The 22911-nt window shown below is 67.0% G+C and carries 19 protein-coding genes and 1 pseudogene; 14 read left to right on the top strand and 6 right to left on the bottom strand.

All coding sequences use genetic code 11. The features are described 5' to 3' along the window. The first annotated feature begins 117 nt into the window (after positions 1–117). The 4 genes and pseudogenes from MVF96_RS22380 (at position 118) to MVF96_RS22365 (ending at position 5567) form a co-directional block, all read left to right on the top strand. Positions 118–1509: an HNH endonuclease gene (locus MVF96_RS22380; RefSeq protein ID WP_247450549.1), complete on the top strand. Its 1392-nt coding sequence runs from the start codon at positions 118–120 to the stop codon at positions 1507–1509. A gap of 112 nt (positions 1510–1621) precedes the next feature. Continuing rightward, on the top strand, positions 1622–2074 hold the full coding sequence (locus MVF96_RS22375) for a DoxX family protein (RefSeq protein WP_247450547.1): 453 nt from the start codon (positions 1622–1624) through the stop codon (positions 2072–2074). A gap of 101 nt (positions 2075–2175) precedes the next feature. Then, positions 2176–3183 (top strand): YdcF family protein, encoded by a 1008-nt coding sequence (locus MVF96_RS22370; protein WP_247452159.1) that lies wholly within the window; start codon positions 2176–2178, stop codon positions 3181–3183. A 135-nt stretch (positions 3184–3318) separates the two neighbouring features. After that, positions 3319–5567: pseudogene (locus MVF96_RS22365) on the top strand (SulP family inorganic anion transporter). Positions 5568–5634: 67 nt separating this feature from the next. On the opposite strand, the gene MVF96_RS22360 reads toward MVF96_RS22365, so the two are convergent. After that, positions 5635–6210, bottom strand: coding sequence for a TetR/AcrR family transcriptional regulator (locus MVF96_RS22360; protein WP_247450545.1), 576 nt, complete (start codon positions 6208–6210; stop codon positions 5635–5637). 78 nt (positions 6211–6288) lie between these two features. Between MVF96_RS22360 and MVF96_RS22355 the strand changes: the two genes are divergently transcribed. Beyond that, complete coding sequence (locus tag MVF96_RS22355; protein WP_247450544.1) at positions 6289–7113, top strand: alpha/beta fold hydrolase; 825 nt, start codon at positions 6289–6291, stop codon at positions 7111–7113. Between the two features lie 120 nt (positions 7114–7233). On the opposite strand, the gene MVF96_RS22350 is transcribed toward MVF96_RS22355, so the two are convergent. Then, positions 7234–7986 carry a metallophosphoesterase gene (locus tag MVF96_RS22350; protein WP_165629405.1) on the bottom strand — a complete coding sequence of 251 codons (753 nt, stop codon included), beginning with the start codon at positions 7984–7986 and terminating at the stop codon, positions 7234–7236. Between the two features lie 357 nt (positions 7987–8343). Between MVF96_RS22350 and MVF96_RS22345 the strand changes: the two genes are divergently transcribed. Beyond that, on the top strand, positions 8344–8844 hold the full coding sequence (locus MVF96_RS22345; protein WP_058252302.1) for a MarR family winged helix-turn-helix transcriptional regulator: 501 nt from the start codon (positions 8344–8346) through the stop codon (positions 8842–8844). Continuing rightward, positions 8841–10544 (top strand): MDR family MFS transporter, encoded by a 1704-nt coding sequence (locus MVF96_RS22340; RefSeq protein WP_247450542.1) that lies wholly within the window; start codon positions 8841–8843, stop codon positions 10542–10544. The genes MVF96_RS22345 and MVF96_RS22340 overlap by 4 nt, the downstream gene beginning before the upstream one ends. A 23-nt stretch (positions 10545–10567) precedes the next feature. Here MVF96_RS22340 and MVF96_RS22335 read toward each other — a convergent pair whose 3' ends face one another. After that, positions 10568–11323 carry a dienelactone hydrolase family protein gene (locus MVF96_RS22335; RefSeq protein ID WP_247450540.1) on the bottom strand — a complete coding sequence of 252 codons (756 nt, stop codon included), beginning with the start codon at positions 11321–11323 and terminating at the stop codon, positions 10568–10570. A gap of 33 nt (positions 11324–11356) precedes the next feature. Then, positions 11357–13726 carry an ATP-dependent DNA ligase gene (locus tag MVF96_RS22330; protein WP_058252299.1) on the bottom strand — a complete coding sequence of 790 codons (2370 nt, stop codon included), beginning with the start codon at positions 13724–13726 and terminating at the stop codon, positions 11357–11359. A gap of 80 nt (positions 13727–13806) precedes the next feature. Here MVF96_RS22330 and ku point away from each other — a divergent pair, with 80 nt between their 5' ends. The 3 genes from ku (at position 13807) to MVF96_RS22315 (ending at position 17559) form a co-directional block, all read left to right on the top strand. After that, the gene (gene ku, locus MVF96_RS22325; RefSeq protein WP_082652946.1) at positions 13807–14799 is read left to right on the top strand and encodes a non-homologous end joining protein Ku; all 993 of its coding nucleotides are present in this window, start codon (positions 13807–13809) and stop codon (positions 14797–14799) included. A 71-nt stretch (positions 14800–14870) separates the two neighbouring features. Next, positions 14871–16205: an MFS transporter gene (locus tag MVF96_RS22320; protein ID WP_058252297.1), complete on the top strand. Its 1335-nt coding sequence runs from the start codon at positions 14871–14873 to the stop codon at positions 16203–16205. A 106-nt stretch (positions 16206–16311) separates the two neighbouring features. Then, positions 16312–17559, top strand: a complete 1248-nt coding sequence (locus tag MVF96_RS22315) for a hypothetical protein (RefSeq protein ID WP_247450538.1) — start codon at positions 16312–16314, stop codon at positions 17557–17559. Positions 17560–17620: 61 nt separating this feature from the next. On the opposite strand, the gene MVF96_RS22310 is transcribed toward MVF96_RS22315, so the two are convergent. Both MVF96_RS22310 and MVF96_RS22305 read right to left on the bottom strand, forming a co-directional pair. Further along, complete coding sequence (locus tag MVF96_RS22310) at positions 17621–18532, bottom strand: LysR family transcriptional regulator ArgP (RefSeq protein WP_058252295.1); 912 nt, start codon at positions 18530–18532, stop codon at positions 17621–17623. A gap of 58 nt (positions 18533–18590) precedes the next feature. Next, on the bottom strand, positions 18591–19652 hold the full coding sequence (locus MVF96_RS22305; protein WP_058252327.1) for an ABC transporter permease: 1062 nt from the start codon (positions 19650–19652) through the stop codon (positions 18591–18593). 93 nt (positions 19653–19745) lie between these two features. On the opposite strand from MVF96_RS22305, the gene MVF96_RS22300 reads away from it, so the two are divergent. The 4 genes from MVF96_RS22300 to MVF96_RS22285 all read left to right on the top strand — a co-directional run bounded on the left by MVF96_RS22300 (position 19746) and on the right by MVF96_RS22285 (position 22864). After that, entirely contained in the window at positions 19746–20369 is a 624-nt protein-coding gene (locus MVF96_RS22300; protein ID WP_058252294.1) for a TetR/AcrR family transcriptional regulator, read from the top strand. Between the two features lie 69 nt (positions 20370–20438). Then, positions 20439–21062: a LysE/ArgO family amino acid transporter gene (locus MVF96_RS22295; RefSeq protein ID WP_058252293.1), complete on the top strand. Its 624-nt coding sequence runs from the start codon at positions 20439–20441 to the stop codon at positions 21060–21062. 208 nt (positions 21063–21270) lie between these two features. Continuing rightward, positions 21271–22137 (top strand): YhjD/YihY/BrkB family envelope integrity protein, encoded by an 867-nt coding sequence (locus MVF96_RS22290; protein WP_058252292.1) that lies wholly within the window; start codon positions 21271–21273, stop codon positions 22135–22137. Further along, positions 22121–22864: a CDP-alcohol phosphatidyltransferase family protein gene (locus tag MVF96_RS22285; protein ID WP_058252291.1), complete on the top strand. Its 744-nt coding sequence runs from the start codon at positions 22121–22123 to the stop codon at positions 22862–22864. Before MVF96_RS22290 ends, MVF96_RS22285 begins: the two co-directional genes overlap by 17 nt. Positions 22865–22911: the final 47 nt, after the last annotated feature.

Raw genomic sequence — 22911 nt, 5'->3', positions numbered from 1 at the left:
GGTTGAGCCCCGAAAGACTGTCGGTGCCGGGCGATACCTTGTTGCTGTACTTCTCGTTCGGTTCAGGGGGTTGCGTTGGGGGTCAGTGCTTTTCGTTCGTGTGGGGATGTGTCGTCGATGTTCGATGATGCGGATCCGGTCTTATTGTCGGATGAGGTGCTCGAGGCGCGGGTGTTGGGGTATGCCGCGCAGATCACGGCGTTGACAGCGGATTTCCTGGAATTGGTGGCGGAGTTGGATGAGCGGGAGTCGTGGCGGGGGCCGGGGATTCATTCGCTGGCGCACTGGTTGTCGTGGAAGGCAGGCATCGCGCCGCGAACGGCGCATGAGCAGTTGAGGGTCGCCAAGGCGATGCGAGAATTGCCGGTGATCCGCACGGCGTTTCGCGAAGGTCGGTTGTCGTATTCGAAGGTCCGCGCCCTGACACGGGTGGCTACGCCTGAACGTGAGCAGGAGTTGGTGAATCTGGCGTTGTCGACGACGGCGAGTCAGTTGGATCGGGCGGTGCGGGCGATGGGCCAGATCGACCGCAACCGTGGCGTCGAAGAGGAAAGCCGGCCGCCGGTGGAGTCGACGGGGCGGTGGAAGTGGAACGATGACGGGTCGTTGTCGGTGTCGTTGCGGTTGAGTCCTGTGGATGGTGCGCGGTTCCTGGCTGGGTCGGTGCGGGCGGAGTATGAACGCACCCGGACTTGTGATGACCAGGATCTTCCTACGGTGGAGAGTGTTCCGCGGAACACTGAAGCCGGTTCGGCATCTGAGGATTCGGAGGTGGTTCCGTCTCGGCGTCGGGATCTGTGGCGGCAGGTGCCGTCGAATGTGGCGCCGGCGGTGGTGGCGATGGCCGACATGGTGCATGACGGGATCGCGATGCCCGATCTTGCGCCAGGTGCGGAGATCCTCATTCATGCCGGTGAGGGGGTGGAGTCGGCTCATCTCGATGATGGTCCGGGGTTGTCGGAGGTTGAGGTGGCCGAAGCCCGGTGCGGGGCGTCGACGCGGGATGTGGTGAGCCGCAGGATTGCTGGCCAGCCGGGGAAGCTGGCGTTGTTGGGGGTGGGGCGTCGGAAGCGGGCGCCGAACAAGGCGTTGGTGCGGGCGTTGTTCGTGCGGGATCGGTGTTGTCAGGTGCCGGGGTGTGGGCGGACGCGTCATCTGCATGCCCATCATGTGGTGTTCTGGTCGGCGGGTGGGCGGACCGATCCGGACAATCTGATCTTGTTGTGTGGGTCGTGTCATCGGGCGTTGCATCTGGGCGAGTTCGCGATCACCGCGCATGGGTTGCAGCGGTTCACGTTTCAACGCCCGGACGGCGCCGAGATCGAGGTGGCGCCGCTGACGTCGAAACCGAGTGGGTGGCAACCGAACCCTGCGATAGGTATCGACGCGACGGTCCCGATCGGTGGGGGTCGGATGGACCTCGGTTACACCACCGAGGTGCTCTACGCCGTCTGGGAGTGGAAGGAAAGCAGGTCCTATCGCGCCGACCCAGCCAGGTCGGCGGCGTAGTCGTCGATCGTCGTCGAGATAGACGGCTCCGGGCCGGTTCGGCGATGAGTTCTGGCGAGTACGGGTGTCTATCCCTGCACAACACACTCGCATCACTCGCCAGGAGAACATCATGAGCCGCAACACCGTCACCGCAGGCACCGCCGACCCGGCGGCCACGGCCGCCGCCGATCCGCAACCCGTCCGACGGAACTGGCGTCGCACAACGGGAATCGTCATCAGTGTGCTGATCGGCGCCTTCTTGGTCTTCGACATCGTGATCAAGCTGACGCGCCCGCAGGAGGTGGTCGATTCCATGGCCAAGCTCGGCTTCCCGGTCGACCAGGCGCTTGTCATGGGTATCGTCCTGCTGGTCTGTCTCGTTGTGTTCGCCATCCCGCGCACCGCAGTCCTCGGCGCCCTCGGGATCACGGCCTACCTCGGAGGCGCGGTCACCGCCAACATGAGGATCGAGGCACCGCTGTTCGACACGGTCCTGTTCGCGGTCTACCTCGGCGTGCTGATGTGGATCGGTCTGGCCCTGCGCCGCCCCGAGTTGCTGAAGGTGGCCGGCCTGAAGCGCTGAGCGTCGCCATCCTCCAACCGGCCAAGCACCCGTTACCGATCTGGGATCGGACGGGTGCGGGGTCGTTGTGCATCTCTCGTACCGTTACGCGAGTGACTGGTGTGACCAGAGTGAAGCGCACGAAACTGGCGGCGGCAGCGACGATCGCGATCGCCGCCCTCGGCGGGGTGGCGGTCGGGACGCTGCCCGGGCCGGACGCCTCCGTCGTGACTACGGCCTCCGAGCTTGACCCGGCCGGCCTGTACAACAGCGCGCAGTCGAAGTTCGCCGGAGGCGACGTCGCGGGCGGACTCGAACTCCTCCAGCAGGTCCTCGCGGTGGCGCCGGCCGATACCGACGCGCTTGCACTCCAGGCGATCTGGTCGGACCAGATCGACGACGTCGTCGCGGGACGCTCGGCCCTGAACCGGTTGTCGATGATGAATCCGTCCCTGGCGACGACGGCCCGCAACATCATCTCGGGTGTGGCGACGGCGGCGCAGATCGTCCCCGACACCACTCCCAAGGCGGTGTCGGGACGCCCGGCGATCGTCGTGCTCGGGTACGGCCTGAACGCGAACGGAAAGATGGCGCCGGAGCTCGTCAATCGCGTCTCCGCGGCGAAGGCCCAGGCGGAACTGACCACCAACACGCCGATCGTCGTCACCGGAGGTGTCCCGAAGAAGGGCATCACCGAAGCAGCCGCGATGCGGACCTGGCTCGAGAACAACGGTGTCAGTGCGAACCGGATCCTCGTCGAGGACAAGTCCGGGTCTACGGTGGCCAATGCGCAGAACACCGCCGAGATCCTGCGCGCACAGGGAATCCGGGACATCGTGCTCGTCACGTCGCCCAACCACATCCGGCGCGGGGCGGCGGACTTCGGTGCCATGGGCCTGCGCGTCGTCGGGACACTCACCACCGCGACGGACCTGGAGAAGTACCGGACCCCGCTGGCCAAGGCGCAGCAGACCGGCATACGTGTGGAGGCCACCCGGACCGCGCGTATCCCGGCTACCCATGAGCCCGGGCTGCTGCCGCAGAACCTACCCGAGACCGGCCCCGGATTGATCCCGGAGATCGGTGGCCGGATCCTCCAAGAGCTTCTGAAGGCGGGATCGTCGGCCTGACGGGCCGATCTCCCCGCACCGGGCGGCGGAGTCCGGTGAAGTGAATCACAGTGTTGCGCTGCTGCCCTGCGGTTTCACAGCTTCCTGACGGCAGAGTTCATCTGGAGTCAACAAACCGTCGGTAAGTTCGGACATATGCGAACAAAGGGGAGTCGGGGCCCCCGAATTCGCGAGGTGGTGCGGTACGACCTACCGGCATCTCTCGTCGTTTTCCTTGTGGCCCTGCCATTGTCATTGGGCATCGCGATCGCATCGGATGCCCCCGTGCTCGCCGGTCTCATCGCCGCGGTCGTCGGCGGGATCGTCGCCGGTCTGATAGGCGGTAGCGCACTCCAGGTTTCAGGACCGGCCGCGGGCCTGACCGTGGTGGTCGCCGACATGGTCGCCAATTTCGGTTGGCGCGTCACATGTTTCATCACCGTCGGTGCGGGTCTGTTGCAGATCCTGTTCGGCCTGAGCCGGGTCGCAGGTGCCGCGCTGGCCATCGCTCCCGTGGTCGTCCACGCGATGCTCGCCGGGATCGGCATCACGATCGCGTTGCAACAGATCCACGTGCTCCTCGGCGGCAGCTCGGCCAGCAGTGCATGGGAGAACGTGACGTCGCTGCCGGCCGGGATCGCCGACATCGAGACGTCGGACGCGCTCGTGGGAGGCACCGTGATCGCGCTTCTCCTCATCTGGCCACTGATGCCCTCGGCGGTGCGCAAGGTGCCGGGACCGCTCGTCGCTATCGTCGGGGCGACGGCACTGACCATCGTCTTCGGCCTGGACGTCGAACGGATCAGTATCGACGGCAACTTCTTCGAAGCGATCACGCTTCCGGAGCTACCGGACAGCAGTTGGGGCGCAGTGCTTCTCGGAGTGTTGACGGTCGCCCTGATCGCGAGTGTCGAGTCCCTGCTGTCAGCGGTCGCGGTGGACAAGATGCACACCGGCCCACGCAGCGATCTCAACCGGGAGCTGCTCGGTCAGGGCAGTGCGAACATCACCTCCGGGATGCTCGGCGGGTTGCCCGTCACCGGAGTGATCGTGCGCAGCACCACCAACGTCAACTCCGGGGCGCGAACGTCGGCCTCGGCGGTAATGCACGGTGTGTGGGTGCTCGTCTTCGCGGCACTGCTCACCGGTCTCGTCGAACAGATCCCCATGGCCGCGCTGGCCGGCCTGCTGGTGGTCATCGGTATCCAGCTGGTCAAGCTGGCGCACATGAAGATCGCGCTGCGGACGGGCGACCTGTGGGTGTACATCATCACGGTGCTCGCGGTCGTCTTCCTCAACCTGCTCGAAGGTGTCGCGATCGGTCTGGCAGTGGCGATCGGACTCGTCGTCTGGCGGGTGGTTCGCGCCGAGATCACCTCGGAGGCAGGCAGTACCGACGACAAGCGTCAGTGGACCGTACGTGTTCGCGGTTCGCTGAGCTTCCTGTCGCTGCCGAAACTGAACAAGGCGTTGTCACAGGTGCCGGACGGGGCGCACCTGACACTGGAACTCGACACCGACTTCCTCGATCACGCGGCGATGGAGATGCTCGAGGACTTCCGTTGGGCGCACGAGGCCGGCGGCGGCACGGTCCTCCTGGTGGAGAAGGGTCGCGCTCGGCTCGTCGACGCCCCTCGACGGCCACCGCGGCGCCACACGTCCGGATTCGCCGGTCTGACGCCGTGGCGTAACCGAACCGGGTCGGAGGCGTCCGCGTCCCCGGACCGTCCGGCCGCACTCAGATCCGTTCTCGGCGGCGTCGACGAGTACGAGAACGAGCACGCCGACGCCCTCCGCGCCATGCTCGCCGATGTCACCGAGTCCCAGGATCCCGACTCGTTCTTCGTGACGTGTGCCGATTCGCGATTGATGCCGAACATCATCACGGCGAGCGGCCCGGGGACCTCTTCACGGTGCGCAACGTGGGCAATCTGATACCGACCGACAGCGACGACGACGTATCCGTGGAGGCCGCACTCGAATTCGCCATCGGCGAGTTGGGTGTGTCGTCGATCGTGGTCTGCGGCCACTCGTCGTGCGGGGCCATGCATGCGCTGCTCGACCGCGAACAGGTCGATGTATCCGACCTCCCGGCCGGATCCGAGAGCACGCCGATCCAGCGATGGCTCAAGCACGCGATCCCCAGCCGGGTGGCCTTTCGGCACGGACACCCCGCCGGGCGCGCCGCGGCCGAGCTGGGACTGGCCGAGGTCGACCAGCTGGCCGTCGTGAACGTGGCCAAGCAGATCGAGACCCTGGCGCGGCACCCGCTCGTCGGGCGCGCCGCAGCAGAAGCGCGGCTACGCATCGTCGGTCTGTACTTCGACATCGCCACCGCGCGGGTCTACGAGGTCACCCAGCAGAGCATCGCACCGGTCGTCGAGGCGGCAGCCGCGCGACCGTGAACGCCGGTCGGAAAGGCGCCGTCCATGGACGAGTGTGGGCTGAGGCGCCGGTGTCGACGGTCTGTTGCTACAAGCCGGCGGCCGCCTGCACGGCCGCCTGCACGCCGTGCCCGGCGACGACGATCGGTTCGATGGAGCGCAGGGTGCGGCACAACACGAACGCACCTTCCAGCGCGGTCAGGGTGATCAACGCCAGCCGTCGACGCTCCGGCTCGGTGATCTCGAGTTGTCCGAACCACGTTGCGAGGCCGGTCAACCAGCTCTCGAAAACCTCGGCGGATTCCAGCCTGAGACGCTCGTTGGTACTCGCCACCTCCAGTGCGATGGTCTCGATGGAGCAGGCCTCGCTGTAGTCCTGCGACTCCAACAGTTTTCCGGCGTTCTCGAACAGCGTCGGGATGCCGGTCAGGGGGTCGGTCGTCTCCAGCTGGGCGCCGACGAACGCGCCGTAGCGCAACCCTTCGCGTCGGATGACCTCGACGCTGATCGCTTCCTTGCCGCCGGGGAAGTGATGGTAGATCGAACCGTAGGGCGCTTCAGCCGCCGCCGAGATCTGTTTGATGCCGGTGGCCGGCATGCCCTGCCGCCGGTACAGCTCTGCGGCTGCCTCCAGGATCCGGTCGCGAGTAGCGGAATCTGCCATGACGTCTCCATCCCTTGCGCATCGTGCCGATGCCAGCCTATCTTGCTTCTAAGTAGAACGATCTATCTAGGAGGCGACGTGCCCACAGTCGACGTGCCGGCCGGCTCCATCTCCTACGAAGACACCGGCGGTCCCGGGCCGATCCTGGTACTCGGCCACGGGTTGCTGATGGACGGCCGGCAGTGGCGCAAGGTGATCCCGCTGCTTGCCGAATTCCGTTGCATCACACCGACGCTCCCGATGGGGGCGCACACGGAGCCGATGCACGCCGACGCGGACCTCACCGAGACGGGTGTGGCATCGATCCTTGCCGACTTTCTCGATGCCCTCGACCTCGATGACGTGACGCTCGTCCTGAACGACTGGGGCGGTGGTCAGTTCGTGATCTCCCAAGGCCGGGACAAGCGCGTTGGGAGGTTGGTGTTGGCATCGTGCACGGCTTTCGACAACTATCCTCCCGAGCCGGCGCGCCCCGCGGCGCTGTTGTGCCGAGTGCCCGGCGGCGGGTGGATTCTCACCCGGATGCTGGGCACTCGATTCTTCCGGCACAGCACACGGGCGTATGGCGCGCTGACGAAGTCGGGGATTCCGGACTCGCTGTTCGACGAGTGGTTCCGACCCGCTGTCGAAAACGCTTCGATCAGAAGGGATCTGGTCAAGTTCGCCACGGGCGCGCCCTCCCGCCGCAGGCTGCTCGAACTGTCGGACATGATGCGGCGGTTCGATCGCCCGGTGCTCGTGGTCTGGGCAAGGGAGGACCGGATGATGCCCCTTGAGCATGCGGACCGCCTCGTCGAGCTCTTCCCGAACGCATCCAAGGTCGTCGTCGACGATTCGTGGACTCTCATCCCGGAAGACCAGCCGGAGGCGATGGCCGACCTGCTGCGCGGGTTCGTCAGATGACGCGTCGTCGCCCCGCCGGTGGCGATACCGGTTGCGCGATGTTGCCGACGATGTAGCTCGCCTGCCTCTCGTTGCCGAGCGCCGAAGCGCGACGGCCGATTGCCGGCACCGTCCTGCATGTCAGAACATCACCGATCGGAAGTGGGTGACGAACCGCTCGTCGTCGTAGAGATGGAACGCGATCCCCGGCGGCTGACCGCGGTTGACGACCTCCCGGCCTTCGAACGGCAGGTTCAGTGTCGACGACACACCCGGTGCGATGCACAGCGGGCGGTCGGCGAACGTGGTCACCGCCGGGGTGTGGGCGTGTCCACACAGGAACGCGACGATGTTCGGGTGCTGATCCACCAGGGCGGCGAGGCGGCCCTCGTCGCGCTGGCGGATCGAGTCCATGAACGGCATCAGCAGGTCGACCGGCGGATGGTGAAAGGCGATGAACACCGGTGTCGCCACGGACGTCGCGGTGAGCCGGTCTGACAGCCAGGAGATGGTCGCGTCGTCGAGACGACCGTCGTTGCGTCCGGGTATCGAGCTGTCGCACATCAGGAAGAGGACGTCGGAGCCGTCGCGCCCGCGCACCGTCCGCGCGTGATTGATCGGACCAGAGGTCTCGGTGCCGATCAGGGCCGCGCTGAACGGTTCCCGGACATCGTGGTTGCCGGCGGTGATGAGCATCGGCAGCGGACTCTCCAGCACCCCGTACGCCTCGCGGTACTCGCTCGCGGCACCTTCATCGGCGATGTCACCGGTGACCAGCAGGACGTCGATCCCGGCGGCGCGGGCGTTGATATAGCTCAACGTCGACTGGATACGGGCCCGATTGAACCGCGTCCCGTTGAAATGCAGGTCGCTGATGTGGGCGACAACGAACACGAAGAGCTCCTGTCACGGTTCCTGACTCCCACGAGGCTAACCGCAGCCAGGGTCCGACGACGCATCGCCTCAGGGCCGCGAGGCGCAACGCACTCCCATGACGTCGGTGTGGTTCAGCCCGCTCGGGTGCCGGCTCCCCTGTAACGCACAGCGGCCGGCGAGCGACATCGATGATGAGTCGCCGACCTGCCAACCCCCGACCTGGCAGGTCGGCGACCGTCTTTGTCTCCGTCGATGCAAGACTTCGGCGCTGTTTGCATTCTCCCGAGTTCACGCGCACACTGGCGAGCGGTGTTAGTTGCGCTCTGCAACTAATTGCAAAGAGCAAGTAAAACTTTCGGGTAGGCGGTGAGGACAGTGCTCGATCAACACGCGATCGACGACCTCTTCGAGACCCTTCTGCGCTTCGTCCGCATCCGCGAACGGGCGGTCCACACGACGTTCCGTACGCGTGAGGGCGAGTTCGAGGCCGCGGCGTTCAAGGCACTCTTCCCGCTCGCGCGACGGTCGATGCGATCGCGCGACCTCGCCGAGACGATGAATGCCGACCCGTCGACGGTGAGTCGGCATGTGGCTCAGCTCGTGGAGCACGGCCTGATCCGCCGCGAGGCGGACCCGGACGACGGGCGCGCCACCATGCTCGTCATCACCGCCGCCGGACGGGATCGCGTCGTGGCCATGCGCGAGATGCGTCGCGCCGCCATGGCCGATGTCATGGCCGACTGGACCGACGACGAACTCCACACCCTCGTGACACTTCTCGGGCGGTTCGTCGATGCCGCCGACGCAGCCCTGCACCCGGCGTGCCCGGACCGCAGCCCGGACACAGATGCGAATGACCCGAAAGGACGACAGTGACAGACTCTTCGGCCGCCGACACGGTGAACCACGACGAGGAGGTCGCCGGCGCCGGACTGACCCATCGCCAGATCCTGACCATCCTGGCCGGACTCATGCTGGGCATGTTCCTCGCCGCTCTCGACCAGACCATCGTGTCGACGGCGATCCGGACCATCGCCGACGATCTGCAAGGGTATGACCTGCAGGCCTGGGTGACCACGGCCTACCTCGTCACCGCGACGATCGTGACCCCCTTGTACGGCAAGCTGTCCGATCTCCACGGCCGGAAACCGTTCTTCCTGCTGGCGATCTCGATCTTCATCGTCGGTTCGCTGCTGTGCACGATCGCGTCGTCGATGTATCAACTCGCCGCGTTCCGCGCCTTCCAGGGGCTCGGCGCGGGCGGTCTGATGACGCTCGCACTGACGACCATCGGCGACATCGTCCCGCCGCGGGAACGCGCCAAATACCAGGGCTACTTCCTCGCCGTGTTCGGCACCTCCAGCGTCCTCGGCCCGGTCCTCGGCGGTCTGTTCGCCGGCCAGGAGACGATCCTCTGGGTGTCCGGTTGGCGTTGGGTGTTCCTGGTCAACGTGCCGATCGGACTCGTCGCGCTGTTCGTGGTCTACAAGGTGCTCAACTACGACCAGCAGAAGGGCGTCGGCGGGCGCACCGACTACTGGGGGGCGACGGCACTCGCCGTCGCCGTGGCTCCGCTGCTCATCGTCGCCGAACAGGGGCGCCAGTGGGGATGGACCTCCGGACTGTCGTTCCTCTGCTACGGGATCGGCGTCGCCGGCATCGCCGCGTTCATCTGGATCGAGCACCGCATGGGCGACGACGCCCTCATCCCGTTGCGCGTGTTCACCAACCGGGTGTTCAGCCAGGGCATCATCATCTCGGTCATCATCGGCGCCGTCATGTTCGGCGGGATCTCGATGCTGCCGCAGTATTTCCAGGTCCTCCGCGGATCGAGCCCCATGATCGCCGGCCTCCAGATGTTGCCGATGGTGCTCGGTCTGATGGCCGGTTCGATCCTGTCGGGCCAGCTGATCTCGCGCACCGGACGCTACAAGATCTTCACGATCATCGGCGCCGTGCTGATCACCGCGGGCACTTTCCTGCTGCACCTGGTGGGCACCGAGACACCGCTCTACCTGGTCATGCTGATGGCCGCGCTCCTCGGCTTCGGGCTCGGCAACCTGATGCAGCCGATCACCCTGGCGATGCAGAACATCCTGCCGCCCAAGGACATGGGACTCTCCACCGGCACCGCCACCTTCTTCCGTCAGATCGGTGGAACGCTCGGTGTCGCGGTCTTCTTCTCGCTGTTGTTCTCCTTCATGGGGCCGAACATCAAGGACGAGATGGTCGCGGCGGCAGCCCAACCCGAGTACCGGGCCGCGGTCGTAGAGGCCTCGCAGAGCAGCGACCCGCAGGTCAGCGCATTCGGGCACTCGCTCATCGCGGCCGCTCAGAATCCCGGCGCCGCAACCGGATCGTCGGACAGTGTCATGAGTGACACCTCGGTCATCGAGAAGCTGCCGGCCGAACTGGCCCAACCCATCAAGGAGGGGTTCGCCGACTCGATGGACCGGGTGTTCCTGGCGGTGTCGATCGTCGCGCTGCTCGCGATCATGGGAACGGTCACCTGGAAGGAACTCCCGCTGCGTCAGGGACGGCCGATCGGCGCACCGGAGTCGTCACCCGCGTCGTGAGCGTCAGTCGGAGCGGACCCACCTCACCTCGACAACGTCCGCCGGAAGAGAGCCTTGAGCTCATCGAAGTGATGTTCGCAGGCCTCGTGGTGATACGCCGCCAGATCGGACATCGTATACCCGTGCGGCGCACCGGGATAGACGGTCGCCGAGTGCGCCACGCCCCCACCGGTCAGGGCGTGCTCGAACTGCGCGACCGCCATCGCGGGCAGTGATGAGTCCTTGTCGGCGTGGATGGCGAGGACGAACGCGTCGATGCCGACGAGATACAGGTGGGGACTGTCGTGGTCGTCGGTGACGAGGCCGCCGGTGTGGAACATGCCGACCGCGGCGACGTCGTCGGGCCGGGCGGCGGCGATGTTCAGCGCGAGCCGGCCGCCCATGCAGTAGCCCGTGACACCGACACGTCCGGGTGTGACGCCCGGGAGCGATTGCAGCGCGTCGAGGTAGGCGACGAGATCGGGACGTACCGCCTCGGGCGTGAGGGTCCGTGCCCGCGGCATCGCGGATCGGAAGAATGCGGTCCGCGCCTCGGGCAGCAGCAGATCCTCGGTGGGCGCCCACTCGGCCGCGGACCCGTACCGGTGGAACAGGTGCGGCACCAGCACGACGTAACCCCAGGACGCAATGCGGTCGGCCATGGCCTCGATGCGAGGTCGTAGGCCGATCACATCGGTGAGGAACAGGACTCCCGGTGACGTCCCGGATGAATCGGGCCGCGCCACATAGGCTTCGGTCTCTCCGTCGGCCGCCGAGATGGTGATCGTCTCACCCGTCATGTCCACGCTCCTCTGCTCGGTTCACGCCCCGGGTCACAGATCACCGGGCAGTTTGTCCCTCCGGATCCCCCGCCAGCTGGGATGCCGCAGATGCCCGGCCGTCGTCCAGTCCATGAACCGGACCTCGCCGACGATCTTCGGCAGGACCCACACCGCGCTGGACTCGACGGGCCGGTCGAGTTTGTCCAGGAAGGGCGACCGCGAGATCTCCAACGGTCCGAGTTCCTCTGCAAGCGAACGCAACTGTGCGTCGGTGAAGCCGGTTCCCACGCGACCGACGTAGCGGAGTCCGGTCTCCTCGGGCAAACCGATGAGCAGGGAACCGATGGTGTGCGCGCGGTTGCCGCGGCCCGGCCGATATCCGCCGACCACGACCTCGATGTCGCTCCAGTTCTTGTGTTTCAGCCAGGTCGTCGACCGGCGTCCCTGCTGATACACCGAGTTGCGGCGCTTGGCGACAACGCCTTCGAGATTGTGTTCACGGCTGTACTCGACGGCGGCCGATCCCGGGCCCGGAAGCAGCGGCGGCACTTCGACGAAGGCGGAGTTGCGGAACGCGGGCGCCAGCTCCTCGAGGAGTTCGCGCCGAACCGACCATGGCTTGCGCAACAACGACGAACCGTTCAGGAACAGGATGTCGAACAGGTGTAGCCGCAACGAATACGGCTCGTCGGTGTGCCGACGTGAGGTCAGCAGCGTGAAATTGGTGCGGCCCGACGAGTCGATCGCGACGACCTCGCCGTCGAGCACCACGTCCATGAGGCCGAGATCGTCTGCGAGGCCGGTGAGTTCGGGGAAGTCGGCGGTCATGTCGATACCCGATCGGGAGGTGAGCCGGAACTCGCCGCCGACCGAACGGATGAGGAGCCGATATCCGTCCCATTTGCCCTCGAACGCCCAGTCTCGACCGTTGAGTCCGTCGATCGACTCGTCGGTCGCGAGCATCGGGCGCGGGTCGGTGAGGCTGTCGGGGACGATCGGACGCGGTTCGTCGCTCATCAGGTGGGCAAGCCAGTTCTTCTCACCGGTCCGGATCAAGGCGTACCGTCCCTGCACGCGCTCGCCGTGGAGGCGGACGATGACCTCCTTGTCCCGCCACTTCTCGAGCTCGAATGTGCCCCTGTCCCAGATGGACACGTGACCGCCGCCGTATTCGCCCGCCGGGATGTCGCCCTCGAAGTCGGCGTAATCCATCGGGTGGTCCTCGGTCTGCACCGCGAGCCGGTTCTGGTCGGGGTCGGTGGGCAGGTTCTTCGGTACGGCCCACGACACCAGGACCCCGTCGTGTTCCAGCCGGAAGTCGTAGTGCAACCGTCGGGCGTGGTGCTCCTGGATCACGAAGATCGGTGCCCTCTCGGTCTGCGTGTCCGAGGAATCAGGTTCTGCAGCAGAGCTCTCGGCTTCGATGCGCTGTCGATGCGCTTCATCGCCGAAGGGTTCGGGTGTCTTCGACTGGTCGCGCTTGCGCCGGTACTCCTTCAGGTTGATGACCTGTCCCGCCGCGGGCTCGACGACGACCTCCGGCTCGTCGTCGTAGGGGTCGTCCAGGCCGTCGAGGAGATCGCCGAACTCCTCGACGCGGTCCAGCACCTCGGTGTAGAGCAGTTGGGAGAGTCCGGGGTCCTCCATCTCCTCCCAGGTGCGCGGCGCGGCCACCCACGGCTGCTCGCGTCCGCGCATCGAGTACGGCGCGAGAGTGGTCTTGGCGGCGGTGTTCTGGCTCCAGTCGATGAAGACCTTGTCGTCGCGCAGCGATTTGGACATCTTGGCGGTGATGAAATCGCTGTGCTGACGGGCGAACTCGTTGGCGACCTCCTGAGCCACCTTGCGCGCCGCATCCGACGTCACGGGCTTCGGGAGCCGCGCGTAGAGGTGGATGCCCTTGCCGCCGCTGGTCACCGGGTACGTCGTCGCCCCGCCGAGCCAGTTGCGGATCTCGCACGCCACCTCCGCGGTCCGGTGCAGCGGCACCCGTGGCCCGGGATCGAGGTCGAAGACGATGCGGTTGGCCATCGGCGCGCCGTCGGGCCCCATGGGAAGCCGCCACTGCGGCGTGTGGATCTCGAGCACGGCCATCTGCGCGAGCCAGACCAGCGTGGCGCGATCGTCGGCCATCGCATAGTTGATGACCCGCTCGCTGTGCTGGATGCCGTGGCGTCGGATCCAGTCAGGTGCGCTCTCGGGAACGTTCTTCTCGAAGAACGGGGTCGACTCGACGCCGTTGGGCCACCGCTTACGGGTGATGAGGCGGTTGCGTACGTGGGGGAGGAGGACATCGGCGATCCGCGAGTAGTAGTCGATGACCTCGAACTTCCGCGTCCCCGTCGCCGGATAGAGCACCTTCGAGAGATTGGTGATCGAGATCCGCCGACCGTCGACCTCCAGTGTCTCGCCGCCTGCCATGCTCCTATTGTCCACAACGCCGGTCAGAACGTCGTGCAGCTTGCCGCCATCCGGCCCGGATCCCTGGCAGAATGGCCCCCATGCGCTCGATCTGGAAGGGCGACCTCAGCTTTGGCCTGGTCAACGTGCCGGTCAAGGTCTATTCCGCGACCGAGAGTCACGACCGGAAGTCGTATCAGGTCGACTCGTCGGACGGAACCCGCATCCGCTATCGCCGCGTGCGCGAGGGCACCGACACCGAAGTCGACTACGGCGACATCGCCAACGCCTACGAATCCGAGTCCGGCGAGACCGTGATCCTCACCAAAGAAGACCTCGCCACGCTGCCGGTGCAGAAGAGTCCCGAGATCTCGATCCTGGAGTTCGTACCCGCCGAGCAGGTCGATCCGATCTACTTCGACAAGCCTTACTACCTCGAACCGTCGTCGAAGTCGCCGAAGGCCTACGTCCTGCTGGCCAAGGCGCTGGAGGAGACGGACCGGCTCGCGATCGCCTCCTTCACTCTGCGCAACCGGACACGCGTGGCCGCGCTGCGCGTCGTCGACGGGGTGATGACGCTGCAGACGCTGCTGTGGCCCGACGAGGTCCGCAAACCCGACTTCGGCTTCCTCGACGACGACACCGAGATCCGCGATCAGGAACTGCAGATGGCGGCCTCGCTGATCGAGTCGATGGCATCGGACTACGACCCCTCCGAGTTCGAGGACACCTATCAGAACGAGCTGACGAAGCTCATCGAGGCGAAGTCCGAGGGTGGCGAGGCGTTCCCCGAATCCGACGACGAAGACAAGGACACCGAGGACTCCGACGTCGCCGATCTCCTCGCCGCGCTGCGCGCGTCGGTGAAGGACCGCGGGGGATCCGATTCGAAGGATTCGGACTCGAAGGACACCGCGGCCAAGAAGGCACCGGCCAAGAAGGCTGCGGCGAAGACGGCCGCGAAGAAGGCGCCGGCCAAGAAGACCGCTTCCAAGTCGACGGCGAAGAAGACCTCCTCGGGGTCCGGCGAGTCCGGGAGCAAGTCCACGGCCAAGAAGGCGCCCGCCAAGAAGTCCTCGCGCAAGGCGAGCTGACCCGCACCGCCGGGCAACGGCGGTCCGAAAAGGGTTGGCACCACGCCCACGGGTTCGGGCAAGCTCGAAGGGTGACTTCCGCCGCCGACTCCCGACTGCCCCGCGCGCTGCTGCCGTTCGCGCGTCGACAGTACCGGCTGCTCGCGTCCGGACTGATCCTCGCCATGTTCGCCGACGGCGTGTGGACGATCGCGGTGATCTGGCAGATCATCGCGCTCGGCGGCGGTCCGGGCCAGGTGTCGCTGGCCACCGGCGTGGCCGCGGTGGGAATGCTGTTCTCCACGTTGGCCGGTGGTGTGCTCGCCGACCGTATTTCGCAGCGCCACATCATGATCGGACTCGAGGTCGCGAAGATGATCGCGTTCGGTGCGATCGGTCTGGCGTCGATCGCGGGCGTACTGCAGCTCTGGCACGTGGTGGTGGCGTCCCTTCTGGGCGGCATCACCACCGGGATGTACTACCCCGCCTACTCGGCGTTGCTGCCCGGTGTCGTCGCGCCGTCGGAGCTGCAGGCGGCCAACGGGATCGAGGGCTTCTTCCGCCCGGTCGTCTTCCAGGCGGTCGGGCCGATGGTCGCCGGCGCGGTCATCGGTGCCTGGGCGCCGGGACCCGCGGTGCTGATGGCGGCGATCGCGGCCATCCTGTCGGGGGTCTGTTATCTCGGGATGGCCCCGGTCACCGCGCGTCGGTTCGGCGAGACGGGCGAGGACGCGCCGGAGGTCGTCGAGGGTGCGGGTGCCCGCCGGATCGTCGGCGACCTGGCCGAGGGGTTCGTCTACATGGCCCGGACCCCGTGGCTGTGGGGGACGCTGCTCTTCGCCTGCGTTTTGGTATTGGCGACGCTCGGCCCCATAGAGGTGCTCGTCCCGTTCGCATTACGTGAGCGCATCGACGGCGACGCGACCCAGCACGCCTGGGTGCTCGCTGGATTCGGACTCGGCGCGGCCGCGGCGTCACTGGTATTCGCCTCGATCCCGATGCCGCGCCGGTACCTCACCGTCATGTTCTCGCTGTGGGCGTTCTCCAGCCTGCCGCTGGTGCTGATGGGTCTCGCCGATTCGACGTGGATGTTCGTCGCCGCCGGTGTGATCATGGGCATCCTCTTCGACGGCCCGATGGTGCTGTGGGGAACGCTCTTACAGCGTCGGGTGCCGCCGGCACTGTTGGGTCGCATCGCCAGTCTCGACTTCTTCGTATCGGTCGCGCTGATGCCGGTGTCGATGGCGATCGCCGCCCCGGTCTCGTCGGCGATCGGCCTGACCGCCACGTTCGTGCTGGCCGGGTTGCTCCCGGTGCCGATCGCGTGGGCGTTCTACTTCGCGGCCGGCATGTGGCGCGACGAGATCGAGAACCCCCTTGTCGACGAGTCGAATCCGAAGTTGGTCGACTCCGCTGCGGTCCGTTGACGTGACCTGGAGCACATACTACGGTGACACATCATTCACAGGGCACGACGTGACGTAGCGGAGTGGGCTCGGCGGCTCGGCGCAGCCATTGCAGGAGGCGAAGACGATGGCGGTCTGCACGCCGGGTGACGTCCCGTCGATCATCACCGGCTACCTGGGGTTCGAGTGCGAGGGCGCGAATCCGATTGTCACGATCCGGAATCCGGCCGACCTCGAGCACTGGACGCAACCGGTCCTCGAGGTCACGATCATCCTCGGTGCCGTCCTCGCGCTGATCCACGCGATCCGCCGACTGCGTCGCGACGGCGACCCCACCAACCTGACGGTGTGGATCGGATCGTTGGTCTACCTGTTCGTGATCGAGCCGCCGCTGTACTTCCCGAACTGGTTCCACGCCGAAGAAGCGATGGGATTCATGTTCTCCCACAACGTGTTCACGGTCATGTTCATGTACGACCGGCTGTCGTTGTACATTGTTGCGTTCTATCCGGCCGTGAGCCAGGTCGCCTACGAGCTCGTGCGGGCGTGGGGCTTCTTCGACGGGTCGAAGCGCTCGGCGCTGCGCGGCTCGCTCGTTCTGGCCCTGGTGTTCCAGACCTTCTACGAGATCTTCGACCAGCTCGGCCCGCAGCTCAAGTGGTGGGCGTGGAACGTCGACGCGCCGTACTATCGCGACACCCTCGCCCAGCTCCGAGCCCAGGGCGTCGCCCCCGACGAGCTCGGCAATCCCGCCGCGGAGCCCACACTGGCCGCGGTGCCGTGGGGGAGCGTCTGGCTTTTCGCGACCGTCTCGTTCGCCGTGCTCGTCTACGTCGCGGTGCGCTTGGTCCAGATCCCCACCTCCCGAGGACGCGCCCCGCGCGGATGGTCGTTGTCATGGCGCGTCGTCGTGTCCGGTGTTGTGGCCGTTGTCAGCATGCCACTCCTGTCCATTCCGACGGCGCTGTTCGGCCGTGACGAGCACGCGAATCACGACGCGCAGACCGTCGTGTACTGGGTGGAGATGGCCCTGGTGTGGGGGATCGGACTGACACTTCTGTACGTGCAATGGCGACGCATGCGCAGCGACCCGACGCTGGGCGTCGACGACGCTCGCAGCGCTCGGCCCTTCCTCGTCGTGTTCCCGGTCCTGTTCCTCGGGGTGCACCTCGTACTGTGGTGCGCCGCGTTGCCCGCCTACCTTGACGCCGAGGACGGAATCACCGCCGACAACACACCGATCGGGAGTCTCCCCTACGTGATCGCCTGCCTCGTGGTCGCTGTGGGCGTGCTGGGCGTCGCTGTCGTTCGGGGCCGGCGCACGGTCGACGACAGCCCGGCGGTCGCGGGAACACCGTCGACCTCAGGCGTGTGACAACGTCCGATTCGTCCATAGCTGGGTCTGCCCGTCGTGGACGGCGACGAGTCGAGCGCGATCAGTGCTGGAGAACCCGCGCGGCGCCGTCGACGACGCTCGTCGTGAGTGTCTGCAGCAGAGGCGAACTCAGCTTCCAGTGCTGCCAGTACAGCGGGACGTCGATGTGGTGGTCGGCGATGAGGCGGACGCGACCGGTGTCGAGGGCGTCCGCGATCTGGACGACCGGGACGGCGCCCCAGCCGATGCCGAGCGCGACGGCGCGGTGGTATTCGGTCGACGCCGGGATGTAGACCGCGGGCGGGTCGACGGGCCGGCCGGCGAGGGCGGCCGAGATGTTCCGCTGGATGTGATCGTTGCGGTCGAACTGCACCATCGGGGCCCGGGCCAGTGCATCGGCATCGGGCCCGTCGGGTAGCCATGTGTCGATGAATTCCGGTGTGGCGACCGGCAGATAGCGCATCGTGCCGAGCGACTGCAGTGCGCACCCGCGGATCGCCAGTGGTTCCGAGGTCACCGCGGCGAGCACGTCGCCGGTGCGGAGCAGGGTGCTGCTGCGGGTTTCGTCGTCTCGGAAGACCTCGACCGCCACTGCGTGCTCCCGGTGGAATCGCGCGAGCACGGGCAGTAACCAGGTCGCGAGCGAGTCGGCATTCGTCGCGACCGGGAGATGGACACGGGGACGTTCGACCAGCGGCAGATCGTCGTCGTCGGGCGCGCCCACGAACTCGGCGCGGGTCTCGGCGAGCAGTAGTTCCCACTGCTTGGCCAACCGCACCAGCACCTCGCCATCGGGTGTGGCCGTCGCCGGCTTGGTCCGCCGGAGGAGTACCCGCCCGGCAGCGGACTCCAGCGCCTTGATCCGCTGGCTCACCGCCGACGGGGTGATGTGCAGGGCGGTGGCCGCGGCGTCGAAGGTGCCCTCGCGCAGGACCGCGGCCAGCGTGCGCAGGCCTTCCTGACTGATGTCCACGAGCCGAGGTTAGTGGTGTGTCCCGCCGGACAGTCGAGACACACCACCGCCGGCCGGATCAGGCGGGGACGGTGTCGCCCGCGGAGTCGGCCCGCCGTCCGCGCACCATGCCGAGTGCGAGGAGCGCGGCGCCGACGGCAATCCACCCGAGGAGAACGGCGACCTGTCCGGTGATGCTCGCCGCCGGGAAATACGCGACCGAACGGAGCAGCGTGCCGCCGGCGCCGGGCGGCAACCACTGGCCGATCGTTCCCCACGGCGCGGGCAACAGGTACGGCGACGATGCCAGCCCCGACAGCGGGTTGGAGATCAGCACCATCACCAGCGCGGACACCCCGACCCCGGCGGGTCCGAGCAGGCTGCCCGCACCAACCGTGAACCAGGTGATCGCTCCGATCATCAGGGCTGCGGCGAGTCCGACGGGGCCGATACCGCCGTCGATGACGCCCAACCATGACCACGTCGCCGCGAAACCGAACCCGGCCACGAGCGGCCCCAGGACCGCCAGTGTCGCCTGCATGGCGACTGGGCCGCGCAGCCCGATCGCGGCGGCTCCGCCGAGTGCCATGCCGGCGATCAGCAACGGCAACAGTCCGGCGGCGAAACCCGTTCCGCGTGTATCAGTCTCGGGAGTGGGGACCACGGATTCGACGGCGACCGGTACACGCTGGGCGGTGGCGATGCCGTTCCCGACCCCGGCGACGACCTGCGCCAGCACCGGCGAACCCGCCTCCGCGGTCAGCACCGTGACCCCGCCGGGCCCGACCGCGATCGCGCCGACCAGGTCGCGCCGTTCGATGGCGGCACGCGCGTCCTCGGTGTCGGCGAATCGTTCGACGGCGAAGGCGTCTTCACCGGCCCGGTCGGCGAGCGCCGTCTCGATCGCCTGTGCCGCGGGCGGCGGTGCGACGAGACCCAGTGGGGCTTGATGCGGCTCGGGATCGACGGCCAGTGACACGAACGTCGCGGCGATCGCGATCACGAACGTCGGGATCAGCAGCGCCATCACCGCCACGAGGCGCCAACTGGGTGCCCGCCCGGTCGGGGGCGCACCGTCGGCCTCCGCGGTCGCAACGGGCGCCCGATCGCGCGAATCTGTCGAGTGCAGTTCAGTGCTCATGACCACTCCTAAAAAGAACGAATCTTCGTTTTTCTGAGTATGCGCGGAGGGCCGCGAGGAATCAAGAACGAATATTCGTTTTAGACTGTCGGCATGCCCAAGATCAGCGACGAACGCAAGCTCGAAAGAAGCCGGCAGATCCTCGCCGCCGCTCGCCGATGCTTCGTCGACAAGGGGTTCCACCGTGCGTCGATGTCTGACGTGATCCGGGAATCCGGGCTCAGTGCGGGTGCCGTCTACTCGTACTACTCGTCGAAAGAAGAACTGATCGCCGCCGTTGCGCGGTCGATCTTCGCCGCCTACGAGTCGGGGATCAGCAGCTTCGACGACCCGGTAGAGCAACCCCCGTCGCCTGAGGCGGTTGTACGCGCGCTGGCCGAACGGGTCCTGCTGGAGATCGCGCCGATGACCGACGGCTTCCGGATGGTCCTGACGGTATGGGGTGAGGCCGCCAACAACCCGGAGCTGCGCGAGACCGTGCGCGACATCATCCGTGGGCTGCGGGGCGTCTTCGAACGCGTGCTGACGGCCTGGCGGGCCGCGGGCCACGAATTGCCCGCGGAGCCTGCGGTGCTCGCGCAGGTGATGGTCTCGGCGATGCAGGGGGTGGTCGTTCAGCAGGGCCTGGTCGGCGACGTGGACGTCACCGACTACATCGAGGCCTTGTGCGCGGTTCTACGCGGCATCGGACTGGGCGACGATGCGTCCACAATCTGAAGTTCAACTGTTTATTCGTGAAAAAGTTTCGCTGTACTGACCGGGGCGTGTCGCCCTAGCGTCGTCCCGGTGACCGCCTACCTCGTACCGACACTTGCCGGGCTTCTCACCGGCGCCGGTCTGATCATCGCCATCGGACCCCAGAACGTTTTCGTGCTGCGTCAGGGCGTCGCCCGCAGGCACACCGGTCAGATCGTGGCGGTCTGCGCCCTCTCCGACGTCGTACTCATCGTGGCAGGGGTGGCCGGCCTCGGCGCGCTCGTCGCCGCGCACCCGGAGGTGGTGACGTTCGCGAAAGCGGCCGGCGGACTGTATGTCGGGGCGTTGGGCGTCATGGCCGCCAGACGCTGTGTGCGCAGTGACGAGGCCATCGCAGCCGCTGACGAGATCGGGGCCGAGTCCACCGGCCGCTGGGTGGCGGTGGGTACGGCCCTGGCTCTGACCTGGCTCAACCCGCACGTCTACCTCGACACGGTCATCACCATGGGTGCCATCGCCAACGGCCACGGAAACGGCAAGTGGGCGTTCGCCTTCGGTGCCTGCATCGCGAGTGTCCTCTGGTTCACCGCGCTCGGCGGCGGAGCTCGGAGACTGTCCGGATTCTTCGCGAGTCCGCGGGCGTGGAAGATGCTCGACGCGGTGGTCGCGGTCATCATGCTGGGGATGGCGATCGCGCTGTTCGCGTCGATCTGACACGCATTCCGAGCATGTGCGGGGCGCTCGTCGGTGACCGGTGTCGTCACCCGGGTTCCCCCGGCAGCCGGACGGGTGCAGGACAGCGGTGGAGGCGACAGTGTGATCACGCTGGAGTCACCGAGGACTCAGATCGGACACTGCTGCGGCGCGAGTGGGGTGTTTCGGGTATCCCGGAGGGGTGACACCGCGCCGATCGGCCCCGACGGTGACTCGCGACACCACGATCCGCGAGCAGACGACGACGTTCGACGTGCGTGCGTTGGTGACCGATGTGCGCCATGTACTGGGCCGCGGCGACCTCGCCGCGGCTGCTGCCACCCTCACCTACTTCGCGGCGATCGCCGTCGTGCCGTGGGCGCTGCTGGGGATCTGGTCGACGACCTGGCTCCGCGGCCCGTCCGCCGAGGAGTCCCTGGCGGAGCTGCGCGTCCTCATCCCACCGGCCATGGGCGGCCGTGGCGTGTTCGACGAGGCCGTCGCGGTCGGTACCGGACTGACGCTGATGGGCGCACTGGTGTTGCTGTTCCCGGCGTCGTTCTACGGCGAGGGTCTTCGCCGCGCGTGTATGACGTTGTATCCGCGCGAGGACCGGTTCACGGGATGGCGGTCTCGGATCTGGGTGCTGGGATTGGTGGTCGTCGTGCCGCCACTGGCGTATGTGGTCGTCGGCGTCGCGGGCACACTCACGACGTTTGCGCCCGAGGGAGGCGGAACGGGTGGTTTCGGCGACCTCGTGGTCCGGATCGTGGTCGAGTTCATCGTCGTGTGGATGCTGGTCACGGTGGCCCTGACCTGGGTGTACTGGAAGGTGACGCCCGGTGAGCCATCACTCGGGGTGGCGGCGGCCAGCGCTCTCGGCACCGCGTCGTTCATCGCCGGATTCACCCAGGGCTTCCTGCTGTTCCTGTCCCTGCCGATCGATGTCGGGATCCCGTACGGGGGTCTCCGGGTGATCGGCGGGGTGGTCGCGGTCGGTTTGTGGCTGTACGTCGCGCACGTCATCGTCATCATCGGATGGGCGTTCGGGCAGGCGATCGAGAAGCAGAGGAGGGGACGTGTCCGCGGAGCCTGAGCGAGCGGGCCGGAGCCTCACGGCGGCGTCGGGTGCGGAGCGGACGACGAGCGCCCGGGACGAGGCACTCGACTCGTGGTCGAAGCTCCACGGAGGGCTCGATCCGCGCGCGAGTTTCTGGGTCCGGAACTGGGTGCTCGTCAGCCACGCCTGCGCGCGACCGTTGGCCCGACTGGGCCTCACGCCGAACACCGTGACAGCTCTCGGAGTCATCGCCACCGCGATCGCGCTGTGCCTGACCATTCTCGGCGACTGGTGGCCGCTGCTCGCCGCACTCGTCATCGTCCTGGCGGCGCTCCTCGACGGGATCGATGGTGCCATCGCGGCCCAGACCGGAACGGCCTCGCGGTGGGGGCGTATCAACGACTCGGTGGCGGACCGGTTCTCGGACGTGATGCTCGTCGGCATCGTGGTGGTCGTGGGTGCACCGCCATGGCTCGGCGCGACGATCGCGGTGCTCACCCTCATCCTCGAGATCACCCGCGCCACGGCCCAGGCGGTGGGCATGAAGGGGCCAGGGACGGTCACCGTGTGGGAGCGGCCGTCGCGGGTGATACTGGCGGTCGTCGCCACTGTGAGTGCGGGTTCGTGGTGGTGCTCGGGACTGAGCTCAGCCGTCGCGTCCGGCCTGGCTCTATTCATCGCGGCAATCGGCGCGGCACTGGCGTTGATCGGGACGGTCCAGTTGGGGATCGCGGTGCGGAGGCAGACCCGACGGCTCGGATGAGTTCTCGTCGCGGGCGGCTCCCATCCGGTTCGCGCTCCGGTGACGAA

The organism is Gordonia hongkongensis, from assembly GCF_023078355.1.
GTDB classification, from domain to species: domain Bacteria; phylum Actinomycetota; class Actinomycetes; order Mycobacteriales; family Mycobacteriaceae; genus Gordonia; species Gordonia hongkongensis.
This window is presented reverse-complemented; position numbering and strand designations above follow the sequence as displayed.